Genomic DNA, 25,671 nt, shown 5'->3' with positions numbered 1-25,671 from the left:
CGTAGGTAGATGCCCGTTATTCCGTCATGTTTTGCCGCGCAAACCGGATAAAAAGCTGGCAAAGCTTATCCTGCAAACCCTGTAGGTAAGTGAAATGGAGCTTTCTCACCAGCTTGAAGTTTTTTACCGGCAAAATGGTAAACTCTCCCAGCTCCAGTTCGCGCTGTACAGCCTGCAGGGAAATAAAGGCAGCACAGGGCGAATGGTGAAGGTATGATTTGATACTTTCTGTACTACCCATGTACATGGCTACATTCAGGTCGGTGATCTTTAATTTTAATCGTTTCAGCTCTTCGGTAATTACCTCGAGCGTACCAGAACCATGTTCCCGCATCAGCAGGGGAATGGTTTTCAGGTCGGTGGCGGTAAGGGGTTCTCCATTGCCATAACGGTGTTTTACATTTCCTACCAGCACAATTTCATCTTTCGCAAACTCTACGTATTTCAGTAATGGATTTTTGGAACTGCCCTCTATAATACCCAGCTGTATTGTTTTTTCAAACAGTGCCTGCTCAATCTGCTCGGTATTACCGTTGGTCAGGGATGTTTTTACATCCGGATAACGTTGGTTGAACTTGGCCAGCAGCGGCGGTATAAGGTATTGGGCAATGGTGGTGCTGGCCCCTATGGGCAGCAAACCACCCTGCATATGTTTTAGTTGATTGACGTCGTATTCCAGGTTGCGATAGTCGGTAAAAATGATTTCTGCGTGATGCATGACTAGCATACCGGCGCGGGTTAATTTAATTTTGTTGCCTATCCTTTCAAAGAGGGCCATTCCCAGTTGTTGTTCCAGCTCATGAATATGCTTGGTCACAGCAGGTTGGGAAATATATAACTCCTCTGCAGCTTTGGTAAAGCTTAGGCGTTTGGCGACGGTATGAAATACCCTGAGTCTGAAATCGAACATGCAATAAAAATACAAAATAACCTTACAACTCAGGCGGGGCAAAGCCAAAGTGTTTATAAATCTGTTGTCCCCGTGGCCCCATCAGGAATTCCATAAAGTCTTTTGCGGCCTGTGGATGGGGGGCTGATTTAAGAATACCTGCCCAATAAGTGGCCCTGATATTCTCTTTTTCAGGGATCTTCACCAGGCTTATGGGGTGCCCGATCATTTGCTGGTACCAGGCTTCGGTAAGCCATACCGGGCCGGCATCTGCCTGTTTATACAGGATACGCAGCGGGGTTTCCCGGTGATGAATTTTGGTCAGGTAAGTACTGCCTTTGGCGGTCTTATCTTTCATCACGGCTTCTTTCAAAGAGGGGCCACCGGCCTTTACATAGGCTTCTTCTATACGTTTCCCAATGCCTTCCCAGGCCGGGTTAGGCATGGCTACCCGTACATCTTTGCGGCCCAGGTCTTTCAACCCGCCAATCTTTTTCGGATTGCCCTTTTGTACCATAATGGCCAGCGTATTGTCGGCATAATTTCTTACCACAGAAAAGCTGTCCTTTAGCTGATCAATGCGGCTTTTGCCGGCAGTATAAATATCTGGCTGTATGGCTATACGAAGGTTACCCATCACCAGGGAGCCGGTAAGAATCTGCTGTGCCAGTATGCCTGGGGGCAACGTTTCCGCAAATACCCGTTGGTATTGAGGATATACCTGTTTGAAATCATGGATAAGCGAGTCTATCACCATAAACTGGTTGCCGGCAAAGAAAATAACCAGCTGAGGATCGATGATATCGCCGTACAGGTCCGGCGCATTGTCGATACCAGGTACGGTAAACGATACACCAGCGGCTGGTGGCGTATTCCAGGGCGGGTCAAACTGGTGATCCTGGGCATATAGTTCTCCGGCCAATAATACCATTACTATCAGCCATGTTGCAAAATACTTCATGTGTTTTCGTTTATGGGTGTACGTAATGCCAGCCTTCAGACTGTTTGATAATTAATTCGCCATTACCGCTGGGCGTATATTGAATGAAAGGAAAAAGCTCGTCTTTGGTGATATTCCTTTCCCGCATGGTGTTTTCGCATTCCACCAGGATAACGCCCTTATCCAGGAGGTCTTGCAGCAGCGATTCATAAGGCTTATCCTTTTTATAGGCAGTAATGCCACCGCCATGGGCTACCAGTTCTATAGTTACTTTATTTTGCAGGCGGGGATCCTCCAATGCATTCTTTATGTTACGCAATGTATTGCGAATTACTTTATCATCGTCACTGTTGAGCTGATAAACAGCTTTGTACTTTGATTTGCGCTGGCTCATGGCGTACTGGGTACCCAACAGGCTAAAAAGACAAAGGAGAAAAACTAACTTCTTCATAAGGCGTTTAATGTTTACGATTAATGTTGCATGGAAATATAGGGCCCGTATTTATGCCGTGTTTCAGAGTATTTGTCTGCATACGGACCAAATGGAAAATCAATAGGTTTTTGTTTGATGTCCTTCCAGTCGGCCGACTGGTCTTTATGCGGCCTTGGCTGGGAGTTAATAAAGGCAGCTACATCCCAGGCCTCTTCGTCAGAGAGCCTGGTGCTGTTGTAATCTACGCCAAAAGGCATATTATATTTTACATAACCCGCAAAGGTGCTCAGGCGATATAGGCCGGCGCCATCGTTGTAGCTATGGGGGCCCCACAGCGGCGGATACACGTAGGTAACACTATCAGGATTCTTTACGCCTTCTCCCTGGTTGCCATGGCAGGTTTTGCATTGCTGTGCATATACTTTAGCGCCATTTTCCGGGCTGGCTGCGCGCGACAGCAGCGCCAGTTTGGGAATGCCGCTACCGATGGGTTTTTCATCAGTAGTTACGCCGCTACCCAGCCATTCGATATAGGCTTTGATGGCGCCCATTTCCCGCGAATTGCTGTCTGGTGCAGTCCCATTCAGGCTGCGTTCAAAACAGTCGCTGATGCGCTTATTCAGCGTTTCCAGACTGTTGGATCTTGCCCTGAATTTAGGGTAGGAGCGGGCAGTGGTACTGTAGTTATTGCCGAAAGGTTTGGTGCCGGCCTGCAGGTGGCAGTTCTGGCAATTCATACCATTGGTGAGCGGGCGTATGCTTCCATTAGGCCCGAAGAACGTGGCTGTTTCGCGAATTAATGCCTGTCCGTAGAGCACGGTGATACCGGCTTCTCCGTTGGGCAGCGTGCTGGCGGCCGGCGGCTGCCAGGGCATAGCTGCTGGCTCGGATGCGACTGCTGTCGGGCCGGAATAGATAAGTGGGCGAACGGATAACAAATAGGTTTCTATACCTACCAATAATGCTAAAATAAGCAGGCATATCAGGGCTCCGGATAAGACCCGCTTATAACGTTGAACTTTTCTGGCTTCCATTTGAAATTACAGGTTGGTGGAATGATGCTACAAAGGTAGTCGTCCCCCAAAGCGATGTCAAATAACTAATAACTATTACTAATAACATTTAGTTATGGACACCTGGTAACAAAAACGTGAAGCGATAAAAGTAAGTAAAAATATTTTTAAAAGAAAACCCCGTACAGCAACGGCTGTACGGGGCTCTGGAAATTAATTATTTAGTGTTAGTCAGACGACCAGGTTATGCTTTTTTCTTGCCAGCGTTCTTGTTGTTTGATTTGTAACGCATGTCAGGAGTACCGTCTTTTTTAGTTGGACCTGCAGGAGCGGCAGCAGCTTTATTGGCTTTAAAGCGCTTATCAGGAGTACCATCTTTTTTGGTAGGACCAACGGCAGTAGCAGGAGTCGCAGGAGTAGCAGGAGTTGCAGCAGTGGCTTTTTTCTCTACTTTTTCAGCTTTCTTCTCAGCTTTTTCAGTTTTAGCCTTAGTTGCCTTTACTTCTTTTTTTGCTGCAGTTGCAGGTGCCTGTGCCATTACGGTGAAACCCATAAACATGGCCAGTAATCCGGTGAGGAGCTTTTTCATGATCAAATATGTTTTATGAAAATTTAAGCTTTTTTCTCCATTGCTGTATCCGCCAGGCTTTATTTTTAAGCAATATTTAATAATTAATTCTTATCTACCCACATGCCGTTTTCGCGGATCAGGTTAATAAGTTCATTCACCGCTACGTCGCTGTTAAGGCCTCTTTTCACGATTTCTTTTCCTCTGTACAGGGTAATTTTTCCTACACCGCTGCCTACATATCCGAAATCGGCATCGGCCATTTCACCGGGTCCATTCACGATACAGCCCATGATGGCTATCTTAACGCCTTTCAGGTGATGGGTTACTGCCCGTATCCTGGCAGTGGTTTCCTGTAGGTCAAACAGGGTGCGGCCGCAGGATGGGCAGGAGATATATTCTGTTTTGGAAATACGGGTGCGGGTAGCCTGTAAAATACCAAAGGCAATGTTGTTGAGCGAGGCCATTTCGCCAGCAACAGGCGACTGATTGGTCAGCCATATGCCATCGCCGAAACCATCCAGCAGGAGAGCGCCCGCTTCGGTAGCGTGGTGGATCAGGTGTTCATCGGCCGTAGGCTGTTGACTGATACTTTGTATGATTACCGGCACTTTGATATTGTCTGTCAGCAGAGAAATAAATAAATGCCTGATGGCCGCCATAGCGTTGCTGCCGGTAGCAGTGGCCACCAGTATGGTATTGGCGGCAATGGCCGGTTGCTGCAACTGGCGGAGTAATGACTCCTGGACAGCGTCACCGCTGTTACAGTCGTACTGTACAAAGTTCACCGGCGCAGTTTTACCATTGGCCAGGGCTTGTACATATTGTTCGGCGGTAAAGTAAGGTACTATTTCAGTGGAAGAAGCTGTATGCTGCCAGTGGTCAGCATCTACCACCACGCGAAGGGTGCCTGGCAAGCCGAAGCCAGGAACCTGTTTGCCGGTATATAAATAATCTGCTGCTGCATCTCCGATGTTCCATTTATCGCTGGGGGCATCGTATACATAGCCGATAGCCTGCAAGTGTTCTGGTGCAAGAGTGCCCTGCTGGCTGTAATCAGCTACTACCACCGGTACTTGTTTGTCGCCGGTATTTTCTACGGCCACGCTCTCTCGGCGTTGGTATTCAAACGGGGAGTAGGGTACCTGTGTAACTGGTTGGAGCGCAATGGTGTCCTGGCGGTTAGTATAGCGTTTCACGATATCCTTACATACCGGGAGTTCAAATTCAGGATCTTCTGTGAGAGATACGCGAATAGTATCACCTACGCCATCTTCGAGCAGCGTACCGATGCCGATAGCCGATTTAATGCGGCCATCTTCACCATCGCCGGCTTCAGTAACGCCCAGGTGCAGCGGGTAGCAGTGTCCCAGCTCCTGTTGCATGGTTTGTACCAGCAGGCGGTATGCCTGCACCATTACCTGCGGATTGCTGGCTTTCATGCTCAGCACTATATTGCGATAATGCAGATCTTCTGCGATGCGTAAGAATTCCATGGCGCTTTCCACCATACCCATGGGGGTATCGCCATAGCGGCTCATGATGCGGTCGCTCAGGGAACCATGGTTGGTGCCTATGCGCATAGCAGTACCGTATTCTTTACAGATCTTTACCAGCGGGGAAAAGCGTTCCCGGATACGGTCTATTTCTTCCTGGTATTCGCTGTCGGTATAATCAATCTGTTCAAATTTCTTTTTATCTACATAATTCCCGGGGTTTACACGCACTTTTTCCACGATACGGGCGGCAATTTCCGCGGCATTGGGGGTAAAGTGAATATCGGCCACCAGGGGAGTAGTATATCCTTGTTTGCGAAGTTCATTCTTGATAACCAATAAGTTATCCGCCTCTTTCTTACTGGGGGCGGTAATTCTTACCAGCTCAGCGCCTGCTTCAATACAGCGGATGGTTTGGGCTACAGTGGCCGCAGTATCCATGGTATCGGTGGTGGTCATTGTTTGAATGCGCACCGGGTTAAAGTTACCGATGATCAGATCCCCCACCTTCACTTCCAGGGTGGCCAGTCGCTTATATTCTGTTAAAGAGTTGCAATAGAGTTGCATACATTTTTGTTTTCCTGCGGAGCAAAGTTAGTAAACATGTAGGGTAAAAATTTGCTAAAAGTGGCGCTCCGAAAGCCGGCAATTTCCGCTACGGCTTAAAGCTACATTAAATTCCACGAACGGCGGAAGCAGGGAACCGGAAATAGGCGATAAAGGCGTAATTTCGGACTTCCATATGTTAGTGAATAAAAGCATAGATATTCCTTATCAGCAGCTACCTTTCAAAGGGCAGTTCAATGTAGCGCCATTGGGTACATTCCGCAATGAGCTTACTGACCAACCCCATCGCCACGATCACTTTCAGATTATCTGGATCACCAGGGGCAAAGGCAGACATATGGTGGATTTTGTTTGGTATGAAGTGGAAGATAATATGATTTTTCTGCTTCGTCCAGGACAGGTACATCAGCTGGACTGTGAGCGGGAAGGCCATTTCCTGTATTTCACGGAACAGTTCTATTTTACCAACAAACACGATAAGGAAACGCTCTACGACTTTACCAACTTATTCGATAACTGGCATGGATATGCTCCCATCACCATCAGCGACCATACCTCCACATCGTTGCATGGCCTGATTTCCCTCATGGCGCAGGAAAAAACCACGGCGCCTCATTGCAGCCAGGGGATTGTAAAACATTACCTCAACGCGTTCTTGTTGCTTATTGAGCGGGAAAAAAAACGCAATGCGGCTGAAACCATGATGCCTTTTACCCACGACGCCCGCGTAGTGCAACTACGCCGCCTGCTCGAACAACATTACAGAACAGAGCACCAGGTGGGTTTTTATGCCAACGCCTTTGCCCTTACGCCTAAAAGATTAAACGAAATCACCAAGGAAACGGCTGGCCGCACTGTTACCGAACTACTCCACGATCGTATTGTACTCGAATCCAAACGCAACCTGGCCTTTAGTCATAAAAGTGTCAAGGAGATCTGCTATGAGCTTGGATTTGAGGACCCTGCTTACTTTAGCCGGTTTTTTAAAAATAATACAGGTATCTCCCCACAGGATTTTCGGGACATGATGTTCAAATAGTCCAAGTCAATGGATAAATAGTCCTAACACCCTCCTTTTACCCCGGGGTATATTTGCGTACTTATTTGCCAACCCTTATCAACGGCAATTTTTAGACGCTATAGATTAATATATGAACATCTGGAAACCGCTTTTCCTGCTGGCATTGTCGGCAGGTTGCAGTACAGCGGCTGTGATGGGTCAAACCCGCCCGCTAACCCTGCAGGAAGCATTACAAACAGGCCTGAAAAATTATCAGTCCATTAAGGCTAAAGAAAACTATGCCAAAGCAGCTACAGAAAACATCAGCGCAGTTAAAAGAGAATATTTACCTGATCTGAATCTTGCCGCCCAGAATAGTTACGGTACCGTAAATGGAGAAAATGGCCCCACCTGGGGATATAAAGGCTGGACTACTGGCGCTTCGGGGCCAGCCATGACATCGCAAAACTGGAATGCCGCCTTCGGCGGATTATACCTGGCCAATATTAGTTGGGATGTGATCACTTTTGGTCGTCAACATGCCAAAGTACTGGCCGCCAAAGAACAACTGAATACCAACCAGGCCGACCTGGAACAGGAAAAATTTGAACAGCAGGTACGCATCGCCGGCGCCTATCTCAACCTGCTGGCAGCACAGCGGCTTAGAGGATCTATGGAATCTAACCTCAAGCGGGCGGAAGACCTCCGGCACCTCATCGTTTCCAGGGCTTTAAATGGCCTCACCGCAGGGGTAGACAGCTCTATTGCCAACGCAGAAGTATCCAAAGCACAGCTAACACTCATAGATGCCGTGAACTATGAAAATGCGCAACGTAATAAGCTCGCGGAAATGATGGATGTACCCGACCAGGATTTTACACTGGATACCACGTTCGTGACCAAAATTCCTAATCAGCTGCTGGAAACTGTATCAACACAGGATTCAGTGTCGCTAAAGGAGCAACCCTTGCTCCGCTTATTTGGCTCCAGGATATCACTGAGCGAAGCCAATCAACAGCTGCTCAGCAAAAATGCCATGCCCCGCCTGTCATTTATGGGAGTCATGCAAACCAGGGGCTCTGGCTTTGATTACGACTACGGCGTTGCCAACCCTTCGCATTTCAGCCAGGGGTACTGGTCAGGCGTAAAACCGCAGGTTGCCAACTATCTCGTTGGACTGAATCTTTCCTGGACAGTGACCGACCTGTGGCGCACCCATGCCCAGGTAGCCCGTCAGCATTACACTACAGAAGGACTTAAGAACGAATACAACCAAACATATAATCGTCTGCAACACCAGCTGCAATTGTCGGAACAACAGATAGAAAATGCGGTGAAGAAATACCGGGAAGCACCCATTGGCCTGAAAGCTGCCAGTGACGCCTTCTTACAGAAAAGTACGCTGTATGAAAACGGGTTATCCAATATCGCAGACCTGGCCCAGGCCCTTTATAATATTAATCGCGCAGAAACAGACCGCGATATTGCCTACAACGGCGTATGGCAGGCCATCCTGTATAAATCCGCTACTGTAGGGGATTTACAATTGTTTCTCAACCAGCTTTGAGTAGATGTGAAAGTGAGCGTTAAACAGCCAATCATCATTTTTTGAACAAGTATTTATGAACCTGATTAAAACCGCATTACAAAAGCCAATAGCCGTCATCGTAGTCGTGATGGGATTATTGTTTTTTGGTATTAAAGCAACGCGGGATATTAAGATAGATATTTTTCCCGACCTCAACCTGCCGGCCATTTACGTATCACAGCCCTATGGTGGTATGTCGCCGCAACAAATGGAAGGGTTTATTGCTACCAACTACCAGAACCTGTTCCTGTATGTAACCGGGGTAAGAGATATTGAGGCCAAGAACATACAAGGCCTTACCATGATTAAAATTTCTTTTTACGAAGGGACGAATATGGCGCAGGCGGCGGCGGAAGTGACTGCCATGGCCAATCGTGCATTTTCTGCGATGCCGGCCGGTACACAACCGCCTTTCATTATCCGTTTTGATGCTTCTACTTTACCCATCGGGCAGCTGGCGCTCAGTAGTCCCAAGCGCTCTAACAACGAACTGCAGGATCTGGCCATGACCGTGGTACGCCCATCTTTCAGCCGTATTGCGGGACTCACCTCCCCGGCGCCATTTGGAGGAAACTCCCGTACTATTGTGATTCATGTGGACCCGGAGCAGATGCGTAGTCACCATCTTACGGCCGATCAGGTCGTAGCTGCCATCAAAGACAATAACCAGATATCTCCTGCAGGTAACGTACGTATCGGAGATATTACCTACCTCACACCCACCAATACCGTTATCCGTACGGTAAAGGAATTTGAAAATATTCCGCTGGTTATGGGAGATGGGCCTACCGTGTTTGTAAGAGATGTGGCGAAGGTCGAAGATGCGGCAGATGTAACCACCAGCTACGCCGTGATCAACGGAAAACGCGCTGTTTATCTCCCCGTTATTAAAACCGCAGATGCCTCTACCTGGACGGTGGTAAACAACCTGAAAGCGGCATTGCCCAATATCCAGAAACTGCTGCCGGAAGATGTGAAAGTATCTTTTGTATTTGACCAGAGCGTGTATGTAATCAATGCAGTAAAAAGCCTGATCAGTGAGGGGGTTATAGGGGCGGTATTGACGGCTTTGATGGTGCTCTTGTTTTTGGGTGACCGCCGCAGCGCCTATATCGTTATCATTACCATCCCGGTTTCTATTATCGTTGGGGTAATGTTCCTGAAACTGGCCGGACAAACCATCAACATCATGACGTTGAGCGGATTAGCACTGGCTATTGGTATCCTGGTAGATGAGTCAACGGTAACCATTGAAAATATTCACCAGCACCTGGAAATGGGCAAAACGAAGGCCCAGGCGGTATGGCATGCATGCCAGGAAATAGCTTTTCCCAAGCTGTTGATCCTGTTTTGTATCCTGGCGGTATTTGCGCCTTCCTTTACTATGGTGGGCGTGCCCAGGTCGATGTTCATGCCATTGTCGCTGGCTATCGGGTTTTCTATGATCGCTTCCTACCTGCTATCGCAAACATTGGTACCCATCCTGGCCAACTGGATGCTAAAGGCAGAAAAATTCCAGCATCACGCCCGGCCACATGTGCATAGCGATGATCCGCATAAAACCGCGGGCTATATTGAAACAGAGATTGCCGATGAAAAACAGCACCAGCAAACCATTTCAGGCTTCGACCGGTTCAAGCTGCGTTTCATAAGCTGGCTGGAAACATTACTGAAAAGACGCAAACTGGTAATAGGTGCTTATTTTATTGGTATTATCGCCATTGTAGTGCTATGTGTAAGCGTTATAGGCCGTGATATATTACCTAAACTAAATAACGGGCAATTCCAGTTGCGCCTCCGGCAGTCAACTGGTACCCGGCTGGAACGGACGGAAACCATGGTTATTAAATCAACGGATATCCTGAAGGAGTTGGTGGGCGAAAAGAATATCGATATCACCTCCTCGTTCATTGGTACCCACCCATCGTCTTATTCTACCAATCCTATCTACCTGTTTATGGCTACTCCTAATGAAGCCGTACTTCAGGTAAATCTAAAAGAGGATTACAAGGTGAATATGGACGAGTTCAAGGAAAAGCTGCGTAAGCGTATCCACGAGCAAATGCCGGAAGTGAAGATGAGCTTTGAGCCGATAGACCTCACAGATAAAGTGATGAGCCAGGGAGCGTCTACTCCTATTGAAATTGCGGTAATGGGCAAAAATCTGAAAGAAAGTGTACCCTATGCAGAAAGAGTAATGGAAGAAATGAAGAAGATTCCTTACCTGCGGGATATACAGATTAACCAGCCTATGAATTATCCTGCTATCCGTATCAACATCGATCGTGAGCGGGCTGGTCAGTTGGGGGTAAGCATCACAGATATTGCCAAGTCATTAACGGCCTCTACTTCTTCCAGCCGCTTTACAGAAAAAAATAACTGGTTGGATGAACGTAATGCCACGTCGTATTTTGTGCAGATATCGGTACCTGAAAATGAAATGACTTCTATCAGTGATATGGCAGCCATTCCTATCAGCAAGGATAAAACCCGTCCTTCTTTGGGAGATGTGGCCACTTTAACACCCGATACGGTGGTCGGAGAGTATGATCGTATTGGCCCGGTAAGGATTGTATCTATCGGCGCTAATATTCATAAGAAAGATTTGGGCAAGGCATCTGAAGCGGTAGCAGCAGCAATAAAGAGAGCGGGTGAGCCTCCCCGTGGTATTTCCGTGGAGAAGCGCGGGCTAATGAACCTGTTGGACGATACACTGAACAGCCTGCAATCCGGTTTGCTGGTGGCTATTGTGGTGATCCTGTTACTCCTGGCAGCCAATTTCCAGTCGTTTAAAGTAGCATTGGTGGTAGTGTCTACCATCCCTGCGGTACTGGCAGGATCTTTAATTATGTTGCTGATCACAGGATCCACATTGAACCTGCAATCGTATATGGGTATTATCATGTCGGTGGGGGTGTCGGTAGCCAATGCAATCCTGTTGATTACCAACGCGGAAAAATTACGACTCGAGAACCATGATGCCCGCAGGTCGGCGCTGGAAGGAACGTCTATCCGTTTGCGTCCTATCCTGATGACCAGTATTGCGATGGTAGCCGGTATGATTCCAATGGCCTCCGGACTGGGTGAGGCCGGCGATCAAACCGCTCCGTTGGGACGCGCGGTTATTGGCGGCTTGATTGCCAGTACCATGGCTTCCCTGTTTATTCTGCCACTGATCTTCTCCTGGGTACAGCAGAAAACCAGTGTAAAATCAGTGTCGCTGGATCCCGAAGACGAAAACAGCGAGTATTATGTGCCAGGCGCTCCGCGCGTTTAATGAGTATAACTATAATGACTAAACGACATATCAATATCATGAACATAAATAAATACAGCCTGTCGTATACTGTGATGACGGCTGCTGCATTGCTGCCCCTTGGATTATTTTTCGCTTCCTGCCACAGCTCCCATGCAGAAGATGAGTCGGGCACTGAGAGTCACAGTGTGCAGGTAAAGGTGATTCATCTGCAGAAAAGCCAGCTGGACGCTTCTCTCCGGCTGCCAGGTGAAATAAAGCCCTTCCAGTTTGCCGACCTGTATGCCAAAGTGAATAGCTATGTGAAGAATGTAAATGTAGACCTGGGAAGCCAGGTAACAGCAGGGCAGGTTCTGGCTACCCTCGATGCGCCGGAAATGAATACACAGCTACTGGAAGCACAGTCCCGCCTTCATACCAAAGAAGCCATGTTTCGTGCCAGCAGGGCCACCTACGAACGTTTGCTGAAAACGAGCAAAGTGCCGGGAACTATTTCTCCCAATGACCTGGATATGGCCTTTGAAAAAATGAGCGCCGACAGTGCGGAACTGTTGTCTGCCCGTTCTTCTTATCACGAAGTGCAGCAAATGCTGGGCTACCTGGTGATCCGGGCACCTTTCAGCGGTGTTATCAGTCAGCGTAATGTGCACCCCGGAACTTATGTAGGCCCTGCCGGTAAGGGTTCCGATAAACCGTTGTTTCGCATAGAAGAACAACAAAAACTACGTTTATCCATTGCCGTTCCCGAAGTATATACAGAAGAAGCGCATCGGGCAGAAGATGTTCGCTTTACCGTAAAATCCCTGCCAGGCGATACTTTCACTGCAAAAGTGAGCCGTATAGCCGGTAGTCTGGATGTGAAACTCCGGTCTGAAACCCTGGAGATGGATGTGGCCAACAAAAACGCCCGGCTATTACCAGGTATGTATGCCGAGGTTCAAATGCCGCTACCCGGCAAAAAAGATGTCTATGTGGTGCCTAAGTCTGCCGTGGTAAGCAATTCAGAAAAAGTATTTGTGATCAAATCGGTGATGAATAAGGCAGTATGGACGCCGGTAAAATGCGGTAACGAATCGAACGGGAAGATAGAAGTATTCGGCGATTTATCGGATGATGATCAGCTGGTACAAAATGGTAGTGATGAAATAAAAGACGGAACACCTTTACAGGTGATAGCAAAATAATGTGTGTGTTTAAGGACGGGAATAGTTTGTGAACAGATGAATCAATTTGGTAGAAGAATCAATACAATGGTTGAACGGATCAAATAATGAAGCATCAATAAAATTGGCCTATATACGGTAATGTAAAGAGTGACCTATAGCAGGCAAACTATTTCCCGGATGAATGAGCTATCAGCGCTTCTGTAAAAGGAGGCGCTGTTGCTTTAAACCACAAAAAGAGAATTGTTACCAACGGGTAACAGTTGTAGGTTTAGGTAAAACGGCCGGAATAATCTTATTCCGGTTTTTTATTGCCTACCCTTTTGTGAAAAATAAAACCTCCCAAAGAACTACTCCGGGAGGTTGATATCGTTGAAAGATGGCTACCGATTACCAGTCTTTTTCTGCCTGCATCGGTTGTCCTTTTACTTTCTTGGCTTTATCCTGCAATTTCTTTTCTTCCTGCGACAATGCCTGTAATAAGCGTTCCGCTTCCTGCTTGCTCATTTTGCTGGGCTGTGGCTGCGGTTTCTGCTGTTCCTGGTCTTCTTTGTCTTTGTTCTGCTGGTCTTTGTTCTGATCTTTATTCTGATCCTTGTTTTTGTCCTTATCCTGCTGGTCTTTGTTTTGATCCTTTTTGTCCTGGTCTTTGTTCTTATCGTTCTTGTTCTGATCCTTATTTTTATCCTTATTCTTGTCTTTGTTTTTATCTTTGTTTTTGTCGTTACCGCCACCGCCTTGCTGTTGTTTTTTCAGCATAGCCTGGGCATATGCCAGGTTATAACGGGCATCTTCATCGGAAGGGTTGAGTTTTAGCGCTTGTTTGTAGGATTTAATACTTTCCTCCCATTTTTTTCCTTCCATGTAGGTGTTACCAATGTTGTAATCGGCATCGGATTTAAGGCCTTGTTTAGTACCCAGCTTCAGGCTATTGGCGTATTGGGTGCGGGCGTCATCATAGCGTTTTTGCTGGTATAGTGAATTGCCCAGGTTATAGCTGCCTACAGGTGATTGTGCATTTTGTTCTACCGCTTTTTTATAGGCTGCTTCAGCATCGGAAAACTGTTGTTTTTGATACAGTTCATTTCCCTTGCGGATGTATTTATTGGCGCCGTTTTGTGCAAACAGGCTAACGCCGGAAAGCAGGGCCACCGTGGTAATAAAACAATATTTTAAAAAAGTAATTTTCATGAGCCATTATTGTAATTAAGCCGCTGAGGCGGTATCTGAAGTACGTTTGTGCCGTACTTCAGGAATAAAAAATTCTATCAGCAGCAGCGCCAGGCATATGCCCAGGAAATATTGAAAATAGCTATTGTAGTCGGTGAAAACGTTTTCTCCAAATTCTTTCTGCTCCATGCTATCTATCTTGTTCACCAGTGTAGCCACTACATCATCTGTATTATTATCCAGGTGTTCATAGATGCCTTTGCCTGCGGCGGCAATAGATTTGAGTTCCGCTTCATTCAATTTAGAAATAACGGTTTTGCCTTCTCTGTCTTTTTTATAACCGCCGGTTTCCGGGTCGGGCAGCGGGGATCCAGAAGGGGAGCCAATGCCGATGGTGTTGGTAACTGCCCCATTTTCGAAGGCAGCTTTGGTACGCTGGATGGCGGTTTCGTCATGATCTTCCCCATCTGATATGATAATGAGGGCTTTATGCTTGCGTTCCTTTTTATTGAAAGCATCATCTGCCACCTGTATTGCCTGACCGATAGCGGTTCCCTGTGAGGGGATCATTTCGGGAGATACGGTACTGAGATACATTTTCGCAGCAGAATAATCTACGGTCAGCGGCATCTGGAGATAAGCATTGCCGGCAAATACCACCAGCCCAATCCGGTCGTTATCCAGTTTGTCCATTAATTTACTAACGAGCTGACGGGCTCGGGTAAGGCGGTCGGGTTGCACATCGGTAGCCAGCATACTTTTACTCACGTCCAGGGCTATCATCACGTCCACGCCCTTGCGGGTGATCTTTTCCATACGGCTGCCTTTCTGGAGGTTGGCAAGACCAACCACCCCAAAGAAAAAGGCCAGGAAAATAAGGAGGAACTTTACTATAAAGAGTTTACGGGAATAGCCGGTAAAAAGCTTTTCTACCAGTGCCTGGTCGCCAATACGGCGTATAGAACGGCGTTTCCACCAGGATACACCCAAAAAGGCCACCTGTAGTACCAGCAACAGTACCAAGGCCCATAAATACTCACTATGCTGAAATCGTAACATATTCGATTTTAAGATATCCGTTACCGGCAGTAAACCTGGTAAGGTATCAAAAATAATTTTTTTGTCACGTATTGCAAGCCGTTGGGTTGGGGTTTTATCGTTTTTTTAACGATCCGCAGTGTGGGAGCGGGAAACCTGGTAGTGGTTTGCAGGTCTTGTTGCCTGCAAACCACTGAAGTGCGGAAAATTACATTTCTCCTTTAAAATATCCGGCATCTGTCAGGATATCTTTCAGGATAGCCATGCGTACAGCAGGGATATCCACTTTGGGATCTTCTGTTTCTATATTAAGTATAAAGAAGGAGGGGTGCCTGTTTTCTTCTATCCAGCCTACTACCCAGCCCAGCTTTTTTACATCGGCATTGTCCCATCCGGTTTTATAGGACAGTTCATATTTCGGCGTTTTTTCCATGAGCATGACGTCCCGCACGGTTTTCATCGTGGTTTTGGCGAACGGCAGCTGGTCGAAATACAGCTTTTTGGCAAAACCCAGCTCTTCATCCGGAGAAACCAGCAGGGAGTTGTCCAGCCAGAAAGTATCTACCCGGCTGATTTTCATGTTGCCATATTTAATAGAATCCAACCACATTTTCATGGTAGGCTGACCAATACGGCGGGCTACTTCCTGGAAATAAGGGACGTTCGACTGTTTAAAAGCCTGCGCCATGCTCAGGTCCTGGATCACCATATTGGTATCCTTGATAGCACCGGTATGTACACCGATAAGAGACGTGAATATATCGAAGGATGCAGCTGGCTGAAAGCGTTTCTGGGCTCTTTCGAGATTGTATACCTGGAAGGTGCCCTGGCTATTGTTAAATAACATGAAAGTGCCTTCTACCTTGTATTGGGCGAAGTATTTTTCCCAGCCTTTTTCTTCTTTTACGTTATTGGGTGCGCAGGCCGCAAGCGACAAACCTATCGCTAATAACATCCAGCCAAACCGTTTCATCAGCATAAATGATTGAATTATGAGCTGCAAAAGTAGCAAAAAGCTGAAAGCATAAAGCAAAAAGCTATTGAGGCGAATGACCAGTGCGACTTTAATATCCGCAGCGATTCTACGCCTCAATAGCTTTTTGCTTTATGCTTTCAGCTTTTTCGTTTATTTAATAACTCCCAGTTCCTTACCCACCTTGGTGAAGGCGGCAATGGCCCTGTCGAGATGTTCCTGTTCATGACCAGCACTCAGTTGTACGCGGATGCGTGCCTGACCTTTCGGAACTACCGGGAAGAAGAAGCCGATAACGTAAATGCCTTCCTGCAAAAGTTTGTCGGCAAACTGGGCGCTTAATACGGCATCGTACAGCATTACCGGAACAATCGGATGATCGCCGGGTTTGATATCAAAACCAGCCTCCGTCATTTTAGTACGGAAGTATTTGGTGTTATATTCCAGTTTATCACGTAAGGCAGTAGTTTCACTCAGCATATCCAGCACTGCAATGGAGGCGCCTACTATGCTGGGGGCTACGGAATTGGAAAAGAGATAAGGACGGCTGCGCTGACGCAGGATGTCTATCACCTCTTTGCGACCGCTGGTAAATCCGCCGGAAGCACCACCGAGGGCCTTACCCAAAGTACCGGTAATAATGTCTACACGACCCATTACGCCTCTGTATTCGTGAGTACCACGGCCTGTTTTGCCCAGGAAGCCAGAGGAATGGCTCTCATCAGACATGACAATGGCGTTATATTTATCGGCCAGCTCGCAGATCTTATCCAGCTGGGCAATAGTACCATCCATACTGAAAGACCCGTCTGTTACGATGATACGGCTACGGCAATCTTTTGCTTCCTGGAGTTTTGCCTCCAGGTCGGCCATATTGTTGTGCTCGTAACGAAAACGCTGTGCTTTACACAAGCGCACGCCATCGATAATGGAAGCATGGTTCAAAGCATCGGATATAATGGCATCCTGTTCATTAAACAGGGGTTCAAATACGCCTCCATTGGCGTCGAAAGCAGCCACATATAAGATAGTATCTTCCGTCCCCAGGAATTTAGAAATCTTTTCTTCCAGCTCCCGGTGAATATCCTGTGTACCGCAAATGAAGCGTACACTACTCATCCCATAGCCATGGGTATCAATTGCTTCCTTGGCTGCTTTAATAACCGCCGGGTGAGAAGACAGGCCCAGGTAGTTATTGGCACAGAAATTTAGCACCGTTTTACCTCCCACCTGTATTTCAGCTCCCTGCGCTGATGTAATAATACGTTCTCTCTTATACAGGCCGGCCTTGTTGATATCGCCGAGTTCTTCCCGTAAACGGGTGATAAACTGCTCGTTCATAAAAATTCCAATGTTTAGATTGAATCTGACAATAAATGTATTACGATAATTGCTCGCGCAAATGAGTAACGGGTGGATAACCAAAAAGTTTGACCAAGGTGTAACATTTAGCCGTCACACTGCGTCATAGTACTATCATGATTATAAATGCCATGAAATGAAAAACTGATAAACGGCCTCTGGAAAAGAAATGCTAAAAGAGCATACTAGATAAAGGGTTGATTATTAGTTCAAATGACGTTACTACAACTGTGGAGGATTGAATTTTCGGACTTTAGAGCTGGTGTGGGTAACTATGATGGATTTGTCAATGATGGGTATTAAAGTATTTGTCGGATCTTAGCACTAAAATCCCGCACCACCGGAATGACGGAAAAGGAGTACAATAAATGCGTGGATCTGTATTCGGACAACCTGTTCCGCTTTATCGTTAAAAATCTGGAACACGCGGAAGACGCCAGGGACGTAGTACAGAATTCATTCGAAATATTGTGGAAACACTGTCAGGATGTGCCTTTTGAAAAGGCAAAGTCATACCTGTTTACAGTGGGCTACCACAATATGATCGACCATGTACGTAAGGTTAAGCGGGTTACACTGGTAGAACAATTCAAGGACGAAGAGAAAATTTCGGATCATAAAGTGCACAATGCCAAGGAAGTGATTGAAAAAGCATTGTCGAAATTGAGTGAAGTGCAGCGCTCCCTCGTAATGCTGAAGGATTATGAAGGGTACTCTTACGACGAAATTGGAGAAATGATGGGATTAAACCCTTCCCAGGTAAAAGTGTACCTGCATAGAGCCAGGATCCATCTTAAAAATTACCTGGTAAAGATGGAAAACGTAATATAAATAGTTTTATTTTATAAAATATTGATAATAAATAAAAATCTTGTCAATCGAGATTAACATATCAAACTACGAGTCGTTTCTGCTCAGCTACATCGATGGTGAGCTGAATGAAGCAGAACAGGCAGCCCTGGAACTTTTTCTCCGGGAGCATCCTCAATTCCTGCAGGAGCTGGAATTGCTGGAAGGCACGCGGCTGGTTCCGGATAAAACGCTCTCCTTTGATAATAAAGCTGCATTATACAGAAGCGGAGTTCCGGGATTGCCAGACATGGAAGAACTCATGCTGGGCTACATCGACGGAGAGTTGACAGCTGCGGAAGAGAAAGCACTACAAGAATACCTGGAGCAACACCCCGGCACCCAAAAGGAGCTGGCGTTATTACAGGCGACTAAATTAACACCCGATACCAGCCTGGTATTTACAGATAAAGCTTCCCTGTACCGGAGTAGTGAGCGCAAAACTGCACCCATTTACCGCCGCCTGGGGTGGATAGCGGCCGCCGCCGCAGTGGTAGCCGGCCTGGTTATCTGGCTGTTGCCAACAGGTAATCACCCTACCGGAGCGCCAGCCCTGGCAGATAAAGGAACGGTAACGGCTCCTAAGCCGGTTATCCCGGCTCCAACGGCCACACCAATCGCTGAAGCTCCCGTAGCCACACCATCAGTAACTGCTCCTGCAGCTCCCACCCCGCCAGCTTCGCCGCTGTTGGCCACCAATCATAAAAAGTTGGCTACCAGGGAAAGAAAAACAACAACTGCCGACGTAAAGGCAACACAGGAGCAAACCATCACTGCAGCTCCCAAAACAGATGTGCCGGTTATGTCACAACTGCCTCCACAGCGTAATTCAGTGGAAGAAGTAGTGGCGCAACACAGGCAGCAAACAGATAATATACCTAGTTCAACGGCCATTCATCCGGAAGTAAGTAACGAACCCATGCTGGCTGTCAACACTAAAATTCCGAATAGCGCCGGTATTAATAAAATAACGCCCGCTGAAACACCACAGCCAATTCAGGGTGAGCTGATTATGTCTGTAAGCGGCAGCGACAGTAAATTACTCGACAAAGTAACCAACGTAGCAAAGTTTTTCTCCCGTAAACGGAACAAACAATAAATCATGGTCATAGCATATGAAGCATAAAATTTTACTCATTTTGTTACTGGTATTATGTGGCGAATGGGCTCATGCGCAAAAGGCAGATACAAAAAACACTCCGGCTACCCCGGATACCATACAGATAAAAGGACTCATCATCATAAAAGGAAAGAATGATAAGGGACGTACCAGTTATAAATTTTATAATGATACAGCCTATGCCCGGCATAAGCTGAAGAAAAACCTGCAAACGAAATGGTTTGTATTTGACCTGGGATTCAATAACTATATTGATCGCAGTGACTATACAGGCGCCAGCTTTATCAATTATTATCCCAATAACAGCAATTATTATAATGGAGCAGTAGCCATGAACGCCGCAGCCCAGCGGTCATACGACTATTCCGCGGCCGGACTGGCCACCTTTGCCCCCCGGGAAGCCAGCGAACCTTTAACACCATCGGAATTTAAACTTATCACCGGAAAATCGATCAATTTCAATATCTGGTTGTTTGAACAGCGGCTTAATATAACAAAACACAAACTAAACTTGTTATACGCTTTAGGATTAGAAATGAATAACTATAGGTTTGCCCGCAGCATTACATATCTGCCGGGCTATCCTACACAAATAATCCGGGATACCGTAGAATTTTCAAAGAATAAGCTATTCGCCGAATATATATCCGTACCGGTAATGCTTAATTTTAATTCTAACCCCGCCCGCCCGAGCCGCGCGTTCCAGGCGAGTTTTGGTGTCTCTGGTGGTTATCTGCTCAAATCCCGGACAAAACAAATCAGCCAGGAAAGAGGTAAAGTGAGAAAAACTGATGACTTTAATCTCAACAAATGGCGTTTCGGTTTAACCAGTGAGTTAGGGTATGGTCCTGTGAAGTTGTATGCAAATTTTGCCCTCACGCCGTTGCATGATTATGGGTTACAACAATATCCGTTCTCAATCGGTATCCGGTTGAACGGTTTCTAAGCTCTATTTTAGCCAGTCCTAAATTGTATTTATGCGTTCTTTTGTTGCACTGATGACATGTATTGCCTGCATTGCATGGATTCATTCCTGTGAGAAGCGCCTTTTGGGTGTAAGACTTGAAAAAAATAACGAAAATAAGGTGGTGCCTTCGCCAGAAATATATGTAAAGATGGAGTCTCCAGCCAGACCTGCAAGTTATATTGCCCATACTGCCAGCCTGGTTACCCTGCCCACAAATCCTCCCCGGATCAGAAGCCATGCTAAAAAGCCCGATCATGCTCCCAGAGCATATGATTCCCTGTTGTTTCGCCAGGCCCTGGCAAAAGGAAAATATTTCCAGTATAACAACAATATTCCCTGAAATTATCCCTGAAATCATCCACTTGTTAAGATAATGACCGATTTAACAATCGGTTGCCCCCTCGTTTTATCTACCGCTCATACAATTCTCCCCATTTTTATATTTATTTATTTTTCACTTCCGGTATATTTGACAGACAAATTTCAAAAAACCAACTATTGTATGAGTCTTAAAAGAGTCGTATCACTATTCCTGTTTGCCTGCACTTTACAAACTGCAGGAGCCCAGGAAAAATATCAATGGAAAGAGGCTACTTCTGGTGGATACACCTACAAGTACATTTCCAATGACCCGATGAAGGCCCGTTTTTACACGTTGAAAAACGGATTGACCGTTATCCTGAGTGTCAATAAAAAAGATCCCAGAATCCAGACCTTGATCGGCACCCGCGCAGGTAGCGATAATGATCCGAAAGATCATACAGGCCTGGCCCACTACCTGGAGCACCTGTTGTTTAAAGGTACCCAGCAGTATGGTTCGCTCGACTGGGCAAAAGAAAAACCACTGATTGACAAAATCTCCGATTTGTACGATAAGTACAACAAAACGGTGGATCCTGCTGCGCGTAAAGTAGTTTATCATGAAATCGACAGCGTATCCGGTATCGCCGCCAAATATGCGATTGCCAACGAATACGATAAAATGATGACCGGTATGGGTGCCCAGGGCACCAATGCCCACACCTGGGTGGAAGAAACCATCTATGAAGAAGACATCCCGTCCAACGCCATCGATAAGTACCTGACCGTTCAGGCAGAACGCTTCCGCGACCCCGTTTTCCGCCTGTTCCATACAGAGCTGGAAGCCGTGTACGAAGAAAAAAACCGTGGATTGGATAATGATGGCCGCAAAGTATATGAAACCATGCTTGCTGCCTTGTTCCCAACGCATAACTACGGCCAACAGTCTACCATTGGTACCATTGAACACCTAAAGAATCCAAACCTGAAGGCGATTCGCCAGTTCTATAATGAGTACTATGTGCCTAACAATATGGCGGTAGTAATGGCGGGTGACTTTGACCCGGATTATGTAGTTAAGTTAATTGATCAGAAATTCGCTTATATGAAAGCTAAGCCGGTAAAGGAATACAAGCCTGTGCCGGAAGCCCCTATCAAAGCGCCGGTAGTGAAAGAAGTATTAGGCCCCGATGCTGAAAGCGTAGATATTGCCTTCAGAATGCCTGGCGCACTGGATACTAAATCTAACCTGGTATTGGGCGTAATGGGTTCTATTCTCCAAAATGGGAAAGCCGGTCTGCTCGACCTGAATATCAACAAACAACAAAAAGTGTTGAACGCCAGCGCAGGAGTAATGAGCCTGAAGGATTACTCCATCTTCTCCCTCAGCGGTAAAGCCAAACAAGGCCAAACCCTGGAAGATGTAAAGGCGTTGTTACTGGGGCAGCTGGAAATCCTGAAAAAAGGAGAATTCGATGAAACGTTGGTAAAAGCCATCGTTAACAATGCCAAGCTGAGCGAGCTCCAGGGATTGGAAAACAACAATAACCGCGCTACCTCCCTGATGGATGCTTTCATTAAAAGCCGGGCGCAGGATTGGGCACATGACGTAGCTTATGTAGATGATATGGGCACTGTTACAAAAAAACAAATCGTTGACTATGCCAATAAATACCTCAACGATAATTATGTGATCATCTACAAACGCAAAGGTGAAGATAAAAACATCCAGAAAGTAGAGAAGCCAGCTATTACACCAGTAGAAGTAAACAGAGAAGCACAATCTTCATTCCTGAAACAGGTAGCCGCTATGCCTGCCACCCCAGTAAAGCCACAGTGGCTGGATTATGAAAAAGACATCCAGAAAACTACAGTTGGTAATACTGATATGATGTACGTACAGAACAAAGACAACGGTCTGTTCCACCTGTACTATCGTTTCGATATGGGTAGCTGGAATAGTAAAAAGCTTCCGCTGGCAGCCCAATACCTGCAATTCCTGCGTACGGATAAATACACCTCCGAGCAGATCAGCAAAGAATTTTACAATATCGCCTGTAACTTCAGTATATCAGCCTCCACAGACAATACCACCATTTCTATCTCCGGTTTGCAGGATAACTTCGATAAAGCGGTTGCTTTATTTGAACACGTGATTGCTAACTGTAAGCCAGACGAAGCTGCTTTGGCTGCGCTGAAAGGTCGTTTACAGAAAGCCCGCGCAGATAGTAAACTGAATAAAGGCGCTATCATGAAAGGCGTGGTAAACTATGCCATGTATGGTGCTAAAAACCCATTCAATAACCAGTTGAGCCAGGCAGAACTGGATGCGATCACTGCTACAGAGTTGACCGATATCCTGCACGAGCTGCCTGCCTATAAGCATACTATCATTTATTGGGGACCTCAACCACTGGAGACAGCTGCTGCCGATGTGAAAAAATTACACACACTGCCCGCCAGCTTTAAAGTAGCACCAGCAGCGGTTAAGTTTGTAAAGGACAACCAGGCTCAAAACCAGGTACTGTTTGCTGATTACGATATGGTACAAACGGAAGTAAACTGGCTGAGAAATACCGATGTATATGATCCTGCTAAAACAGGCATAGTAACGCTGTTTAACAGCTACTTTGGCGGTGGAATGGGTTCCGTGGTATTCCAGACTATCCGTGAGTCTAAAGCATTGGCCTATTCTACTTATGCATTCCTGGCATCACCGGATAAGAAGAGTGAACGCTATTCTGCCATCGCTTACGTAGGCAGCCAGGCCGATAAAATGAATGATGCGATCACCGGCATGAATGAATTGCTGAATGATATTCCTCGTTCCGATAAACTGTTGGAAACAGCCAAGGAAAGCATGAAACAGGATATCGAAACAGAGCGTATCACAAACGACGGTATTATTTTCAGCTACCTGGCGGCACAAAAGCTGGGACTGAACACAGATATCCGTAAGCAGGTGTATGAGTCTATTGATAAAATGAATTTCGATGAAGTGAAGAAATTCCATGATGAATATCTCGCTCATAAACCATATACTTATTGCATCGTTGCTTCTGAGAAGAAGGTGGGCGAAGAGCTGAAGAAATATGGAGCAGTGAAGAAACTCTCCCTGGAAGAGATTTTCGGCTACTAACAGTATCTGCTTCTCCTCCTACAAAAACTAAAAGGCACAAGGCATAACGCTTTGTGCCTTTTAATTTTTGTAGGATGTAACAAGACAATAAATCTTTATTCCGTTACGTTATCTGCATATTTATTACTCCTATGAAGAAGTGTTGTCATTACTGGCTAACGGTTATCCTGTTGCTGTTGCCATTAAGTGGATTTATCAACGAACCAGATTTATATAATGTAAGGTTAAATGCTGCCAACGTCGATCCGGATAAAGTTTTCCTGCTGATAGATAAAAGCGACTACCGCTTGTATGTTTATGAAGATGTTACGTTGAGAAAGATCTACAAAGTTGTATTTGGTAACCGTGACCAAACGGATAAACAAACTGAAGGCGATCGCAGAACGCCTGAAGGCACCTTTCATATTTTAACAAAAAGAGTAGATAAAAGCTGGAGCCGTTTTATGTTGCTGGATTATCCCAATGAGAGTTCCTGGGCTAAGTTCCACCAACGGCAATCGGATGGGCTGGTATCTGCCAATGCCACAATTGGTGGGGCAATTGGTATTCATGGTGTGGAATATGCTTCCGGTATCAGGGATAGTTATGTAGATAGCAGGATCAACTGGACTCTCGGTTGTATCAGCATGAAAAACGCCGATGTCAACGAATTATATGATGTGCTAAAAGTAGGTACGCCTGTTGTAATACGTAGGTAAGATTTTTGCTGTTTCTCCATTAGGTGCCTCCTGGTGGCAGCCAGCAGATGTAAATTTGTAATCATTAATTATAAAGGATTGCATCTAGTGACGCGGTTTTACTGTGTCATGATTCCAATATAAAATGGCGGGTAGGATCCTGTGAAGAGCGTGCACCACTCGTATGGTGCACGCTTTTTTATTGTAAGAAGGCAGTTACCTCTCTCATCCAGGCATCGTTGTCTTTCCCGCAAAACGACTGGTGGCCTGCATTAGGAAATATATACAATTTCTTCTGGGTGGTGCCGAGGTGAGAAAATACCTCGTTAGTTTCATGAGTCATTACCCGGATATCTTTTTGACCGTAAAAATATAATACGGGCATATGTATCCGGCGGGCATAGCTTTCCGGCTTAAACCCAGCTCCCCAGAATCCTTGCTCTATTCCGCCCCAGAAGGTAAGGATTTGCGATAAGGGGAATACCGGCAGGTGTACGGCTCTCATGCGACTTTTTACGGCGTCTGTCAGCGTGGAAAAAGGGCATTGGATGATGAGCTTCTGCGGGGTAAGCCCATATTCAGGAACGGCCTTCAGAATGGCCGCTGCGCCCATGCTCACTCCCCAGAGTACAACAGGCTGGGTTGTTTTTTGCTTTACATAATCCCACGCCAGCTTTACATCTTCCGCTTCCTTAAATCCTACGCTGCAGGTAAGACCCTCGCTGTTGCCATGCCCACGGAAATCGAGCAGAAAGGTATTGTAGCCGAGAGACCTGAAGCGATCAGCTTCGGGTAATAGGGAGCCTTTATTGCCATTATAGCCATGAAACAGGATAACAGTACCTGCAGGATTCTTGGTGGGTATCCACCAGCCTTCCAGGGATAACCCGTGGACAGTATGAAGGTGCACGGTGCTATAAGGAACAGTAGGATATTGTGTGGTAGCAGATTTGGAGATCCGGACGCCAAACAGGATAATACCTAGCTTTTCCCCGGCGCTCATCTGCTCCGGTAGCTTATTTTTTTTGCCGCCATCGTCATAGAAATGGGTAAACTTCCAGGCGTGGAAGGCGCCAATGATATTGAGAAGTATAAACAGGTAAAGCAGCGTCCAGCCGGCCTTTTTGAGAAAACGTTTCATGGGTCCATCTTATAACGAAGGG

21 protein-coding genes are annotated in these 25,671 nt (G+C 46.3%); 10 read left to right on the top strand and 11 right to left on the bottom strand.

Features of this window, described 5'->3' with window-relative positions:
- Nucleotides 1-16: 16 nt before the first annotated feature.
- The 6 genes from FHW36_RS02145 to ispG all read right to left on the bottom strand — a co-directional run bounded on the left by FHW36_RS02145 (nt 17) and on the right by ispG (nt 5,906).
- Nucleotides 17-910: a LysR substrate-binding domain-containing protein gene (locus FHW36_RS02145; RefSeq protein ID WP_145661516.1), complete on the bottom strand. Its 894-nt coding sequence runs from the start codon at nt 908-910 to the stop codon at nt 17-19.
- Nucleotides 911-932: 22 nt separating this feature from the next.
- Nucleotides 933-1,850 carry a molybdate ABC transporter substrate-binding protein gene (locus FHW36_RS02140; protein ID WP_145661513.1) on the bottom strand — a complete coding sequence of 306 codons (918 nt, stop codon included), beginning with the start codon at nt 1,848-1,850 and terminating at the stop codon, nt 933-935.
- 10 nt (nt 1,851-1,860) lie between these two features.
- Nucleotides 1,861-2,280, bottom strand: coding sequence for a DsrE family protein (locus FHW36_RS02135; protein ID WP_145661510.1), 420 nt, complete (start codon nt 2,278-2,280; stop codon nt 1,861-1,863).
- 20 nt (nt 2,281-2,300) lie between these two features.
- Nucleotides 2,301-3,296, bottom strand: a complete 996-nt coding sequence (locus tag FHW36_RS02130) for a c-type cytochrome (protein WP_145661508.1) — start codon at nt 3,294-3,296, stop codon at nt 2,301-2,303.
- A 223-nt stretch (nt 3,297-3,519) separates the two neighbouring features.
- On the bottom strand, nt 3,520-3,864 hold the full coding sequence (locus FHW36_RS02125) for a hypothetical protein (RefSeq protein WP_145661505.1): 345 nt from the start codon (nt 3,862-3,864) through the stop codon (nt 3,520-3,522).
- 83 nt (nt 3,865-3,947) lie between these two features.
- Complete coding sequence (gene ispG / locus FHW36_RS02120; protein ID WP_145661502.1) at nt 3,948-5,906, bottom strand: (E)-4-hydroxy-3-methylbut-2-enyl-diphosphate synthase; 1,959 nt, start codon at nt 5,904-5,906, stop codon at nt 3,948-3,950.
- Nucleotides 5,907-6,081: 175 nt separating this feature from the next.
- Here ispG and FHW36_RS02115 point away from each other — a divergent pair, with 175 nt between their 5' ends.
- From FHW36_RS02115 to FHW36_RS02100, 4 genes are all read left to right on the top strand, one after another.
- Complete coding sequence (locus tag FHW36_RS02115; RefSeq protein ID WP_145661500.1) at nt 6,082-6,945, top strand: helix-turn-helix domain-containing protein; 864 nt, start codon at nt 6,082-6,084, stop codon at nt 6,943-6,945.
- Nucleotides 6,946-7,057: 112 nt separating this feature from the next.
- Nucleotides 7,058-8,473 carry a TolC family protein gene (locus FHW36_RS02110; protein WP_145661497.1) on the top strand — a complete coding sequence of 472 codons (1,416 nt, stop codon included), beginning with the start codon at nt 7,058-7,060 and terminating at the stop codon, nt 8,471-8,473.
- Nucleotides 8,474-8,528: 55 nt separating this feature from the next.
- Nucleotides 8,529-11,771 (top strand): efflux RND transporter permease subunit, encoded by a 3,243-nt coding sequence (locus FHW36_RS02105; RefSeq protein WP_145661494.1) that lies wholly within the window; start codon nt 8,529-8,531, stop codon nt 11,769-11,771.
- Between the two features lie 38 nt (nt 11,772-11,809).
- The gene (locus FHW36_RS02100; RefSeq protein ID WP_222428977.1) at nt 11,810-12,934 is read left to right on the top strand and encodes an efflux RND transporter periplasmic adaptor subunit; all 1,125 of its coding nucleotides are present in this window, start codon (nt 11,810-11,812) and stop codon (nt 12,932-12,934) included.
- A 369-nt stretch (nt 12,935-13,303) separates the two neighbouring features.
- Here FHW36_RS02100 and FHW36_RS02095 read toward each other — a convergent pair whose 3' ends face one another.
- The 4 genes from FHW36_RS02095 to kbl form a co-directional block, all read right to left on the bottom strand.
- Nucleotides 13,304-14,104: a tetratricopeptide repeat protein gene (locus FHW36_RS02095; RefSeq protein ID WP_145661491.1), complete on the bottom strand. Its 801-nt coding sequence runs from the start codon at nt 14,102-14,104 to the stop codon at nt 13,304-13,306.
- Between the two features lie 15 nt (nt 14,105-14,119).
- Nucleotides 14,120-15,142, bottom strand: coding sequence for a VWA domain-containing protein (locus tag FHW36_RS02090; protein WP_145661488.1), 1,023 nt, complete (start codon nt 15,140-15,142; stop codon nt 14,120-14,122).
- Between the two features lie 187 nt (nt 15,143-15,329).
- On the bottom strand, nt 15,330-16,100 hold the full coding sequence (locus tag FHW36_RS02085; RefSeq protein WP_246121042.1) for a penicillin-binding transpeptidase domain-containing protein: 771 nt from the start codon (nt 16,098-16,100) through the stop codon (nt 15,330-15,332).
- A gap of 147 nt (nt 16,101-16,247) precedes the next feature.
- Nucleotides 16,248-17,435, bottom strand: coding sequence for a glycine C-acetyltransferase (gene kbl / locus FHW36_RS02080; RefSeq protein ID WP_145661485.1), 1,188 nt, complete (start codon nt 17,433-17,435; stop codon nt 16,248-16,250).
- A gap of 366 nt (nt 17,436-17,801) precedes the next feature.
- On the opposite strand from kbl, the gene FHW36_RS02075 reads away from it, so the two are divergent.
- From FHW36_RS02075 to FHW36_RS02050, 6 genes are all read left to right on the top strand, one after another.
- Nucleotides 17,802-18,287: an RNA polymerase sigma factor gene (locus tag FHW36_RS02075; protein ID WP_145661482.1), complete on the top strand. Its 486-nt coding sequence runs from the start codon at nt 17,802-17,804 to the stop codon at nt 18,285-18,287.
- A gap of 40 nt (nt 18,288-18,327) precedes the next feature.
- On the top strand, nt 18,328-19,404 hold the full coding sequence (locus tag FHW36_RS02070) for an anti-sigma factor family protein (protein WP_145661480.1): 1,077 nt from the start codon (nt 18,328-18,330) through the stop codon (nt 19,402-19,404).
- A 16-nt stretch (nt 19,405-19,420) separates the two neighbouring features.
- On the top strand, nt 19,421-20,371 hold the full coding sequence (locus FHW36_RS02065) for an outer membrane beta-barrel protein (protein ID WP_145661477.1): 951 nt from the start codon (nt 19,421-19,423) through the stop codon (nt 20,369-20,371).
- 31 nt (nt 20,372-20,402) lie between these two features.
- Nucleotides 20,403-20,732 carry a hypothetical protein gene (locus FHW36_RS02060; RefSeq protein WP_145661474.1) on the top strand — a complete coding sequence of 110 codons (330 nt, stop codon included), beginning with the start codon at nt 20,403-20,405 and terminating at the stop codon, nt 20,730-20,732.
- A gap of 162 nt (nt 20,733-20,894) precedes the next feature.
- Entirely contained in the window at nt 20,895-23,831 is a 2,937-nt protein-coding gene (locus tag FHW36_RS02055; protein WP_145661471.1) for a M16 family metallopeptidase, read from the top strand.
- Nucleotides 23,832-23,962: 131 nt separating this feature from the next.
- Nucleotides 23,963-24,529 (top strand): L,D-transpeptidase family protein, encoded by a 567-nt coding sequence (locus FHW36_RS02050; RefSeq protein WP_145661468.1) that lies wholly within the window; start codon nt 23,963-23,965, stop codon nt 24,527-24,529.
- 178 nt (nt 24,530-24,707) lie between these two features.
- Here FHW36_RS02050 and FHW36_RS02045 read toward each other — a convergent pair whose 3' ends face one another.
- Entirely contained in the window at nt 24,708-25,649 is a 942-nt protein-coding gene (locus FHW36_RS02045) for an alpha/beta hydrolase (RefSeq protein ID WP_145661466.1), read from the bottom strand.
- Between the last annotated feature and the right edge of the window lie 22 nt (nt 25,650-25,671).

The organism is Chitinophaga polysaccharea (assembly GCF_007829335.1).
GTDB lineage: Bacteria > Bacteroidota > Bacteroidia > Chitinophagales > Chitinophagaceae > Chitinophaga > Chitinophaga polysaccharea_B.
Note: the sequence above shows the minus strand (reverse complement) of the source record. Positions and strands in the feature narration are given on the sequence as shown.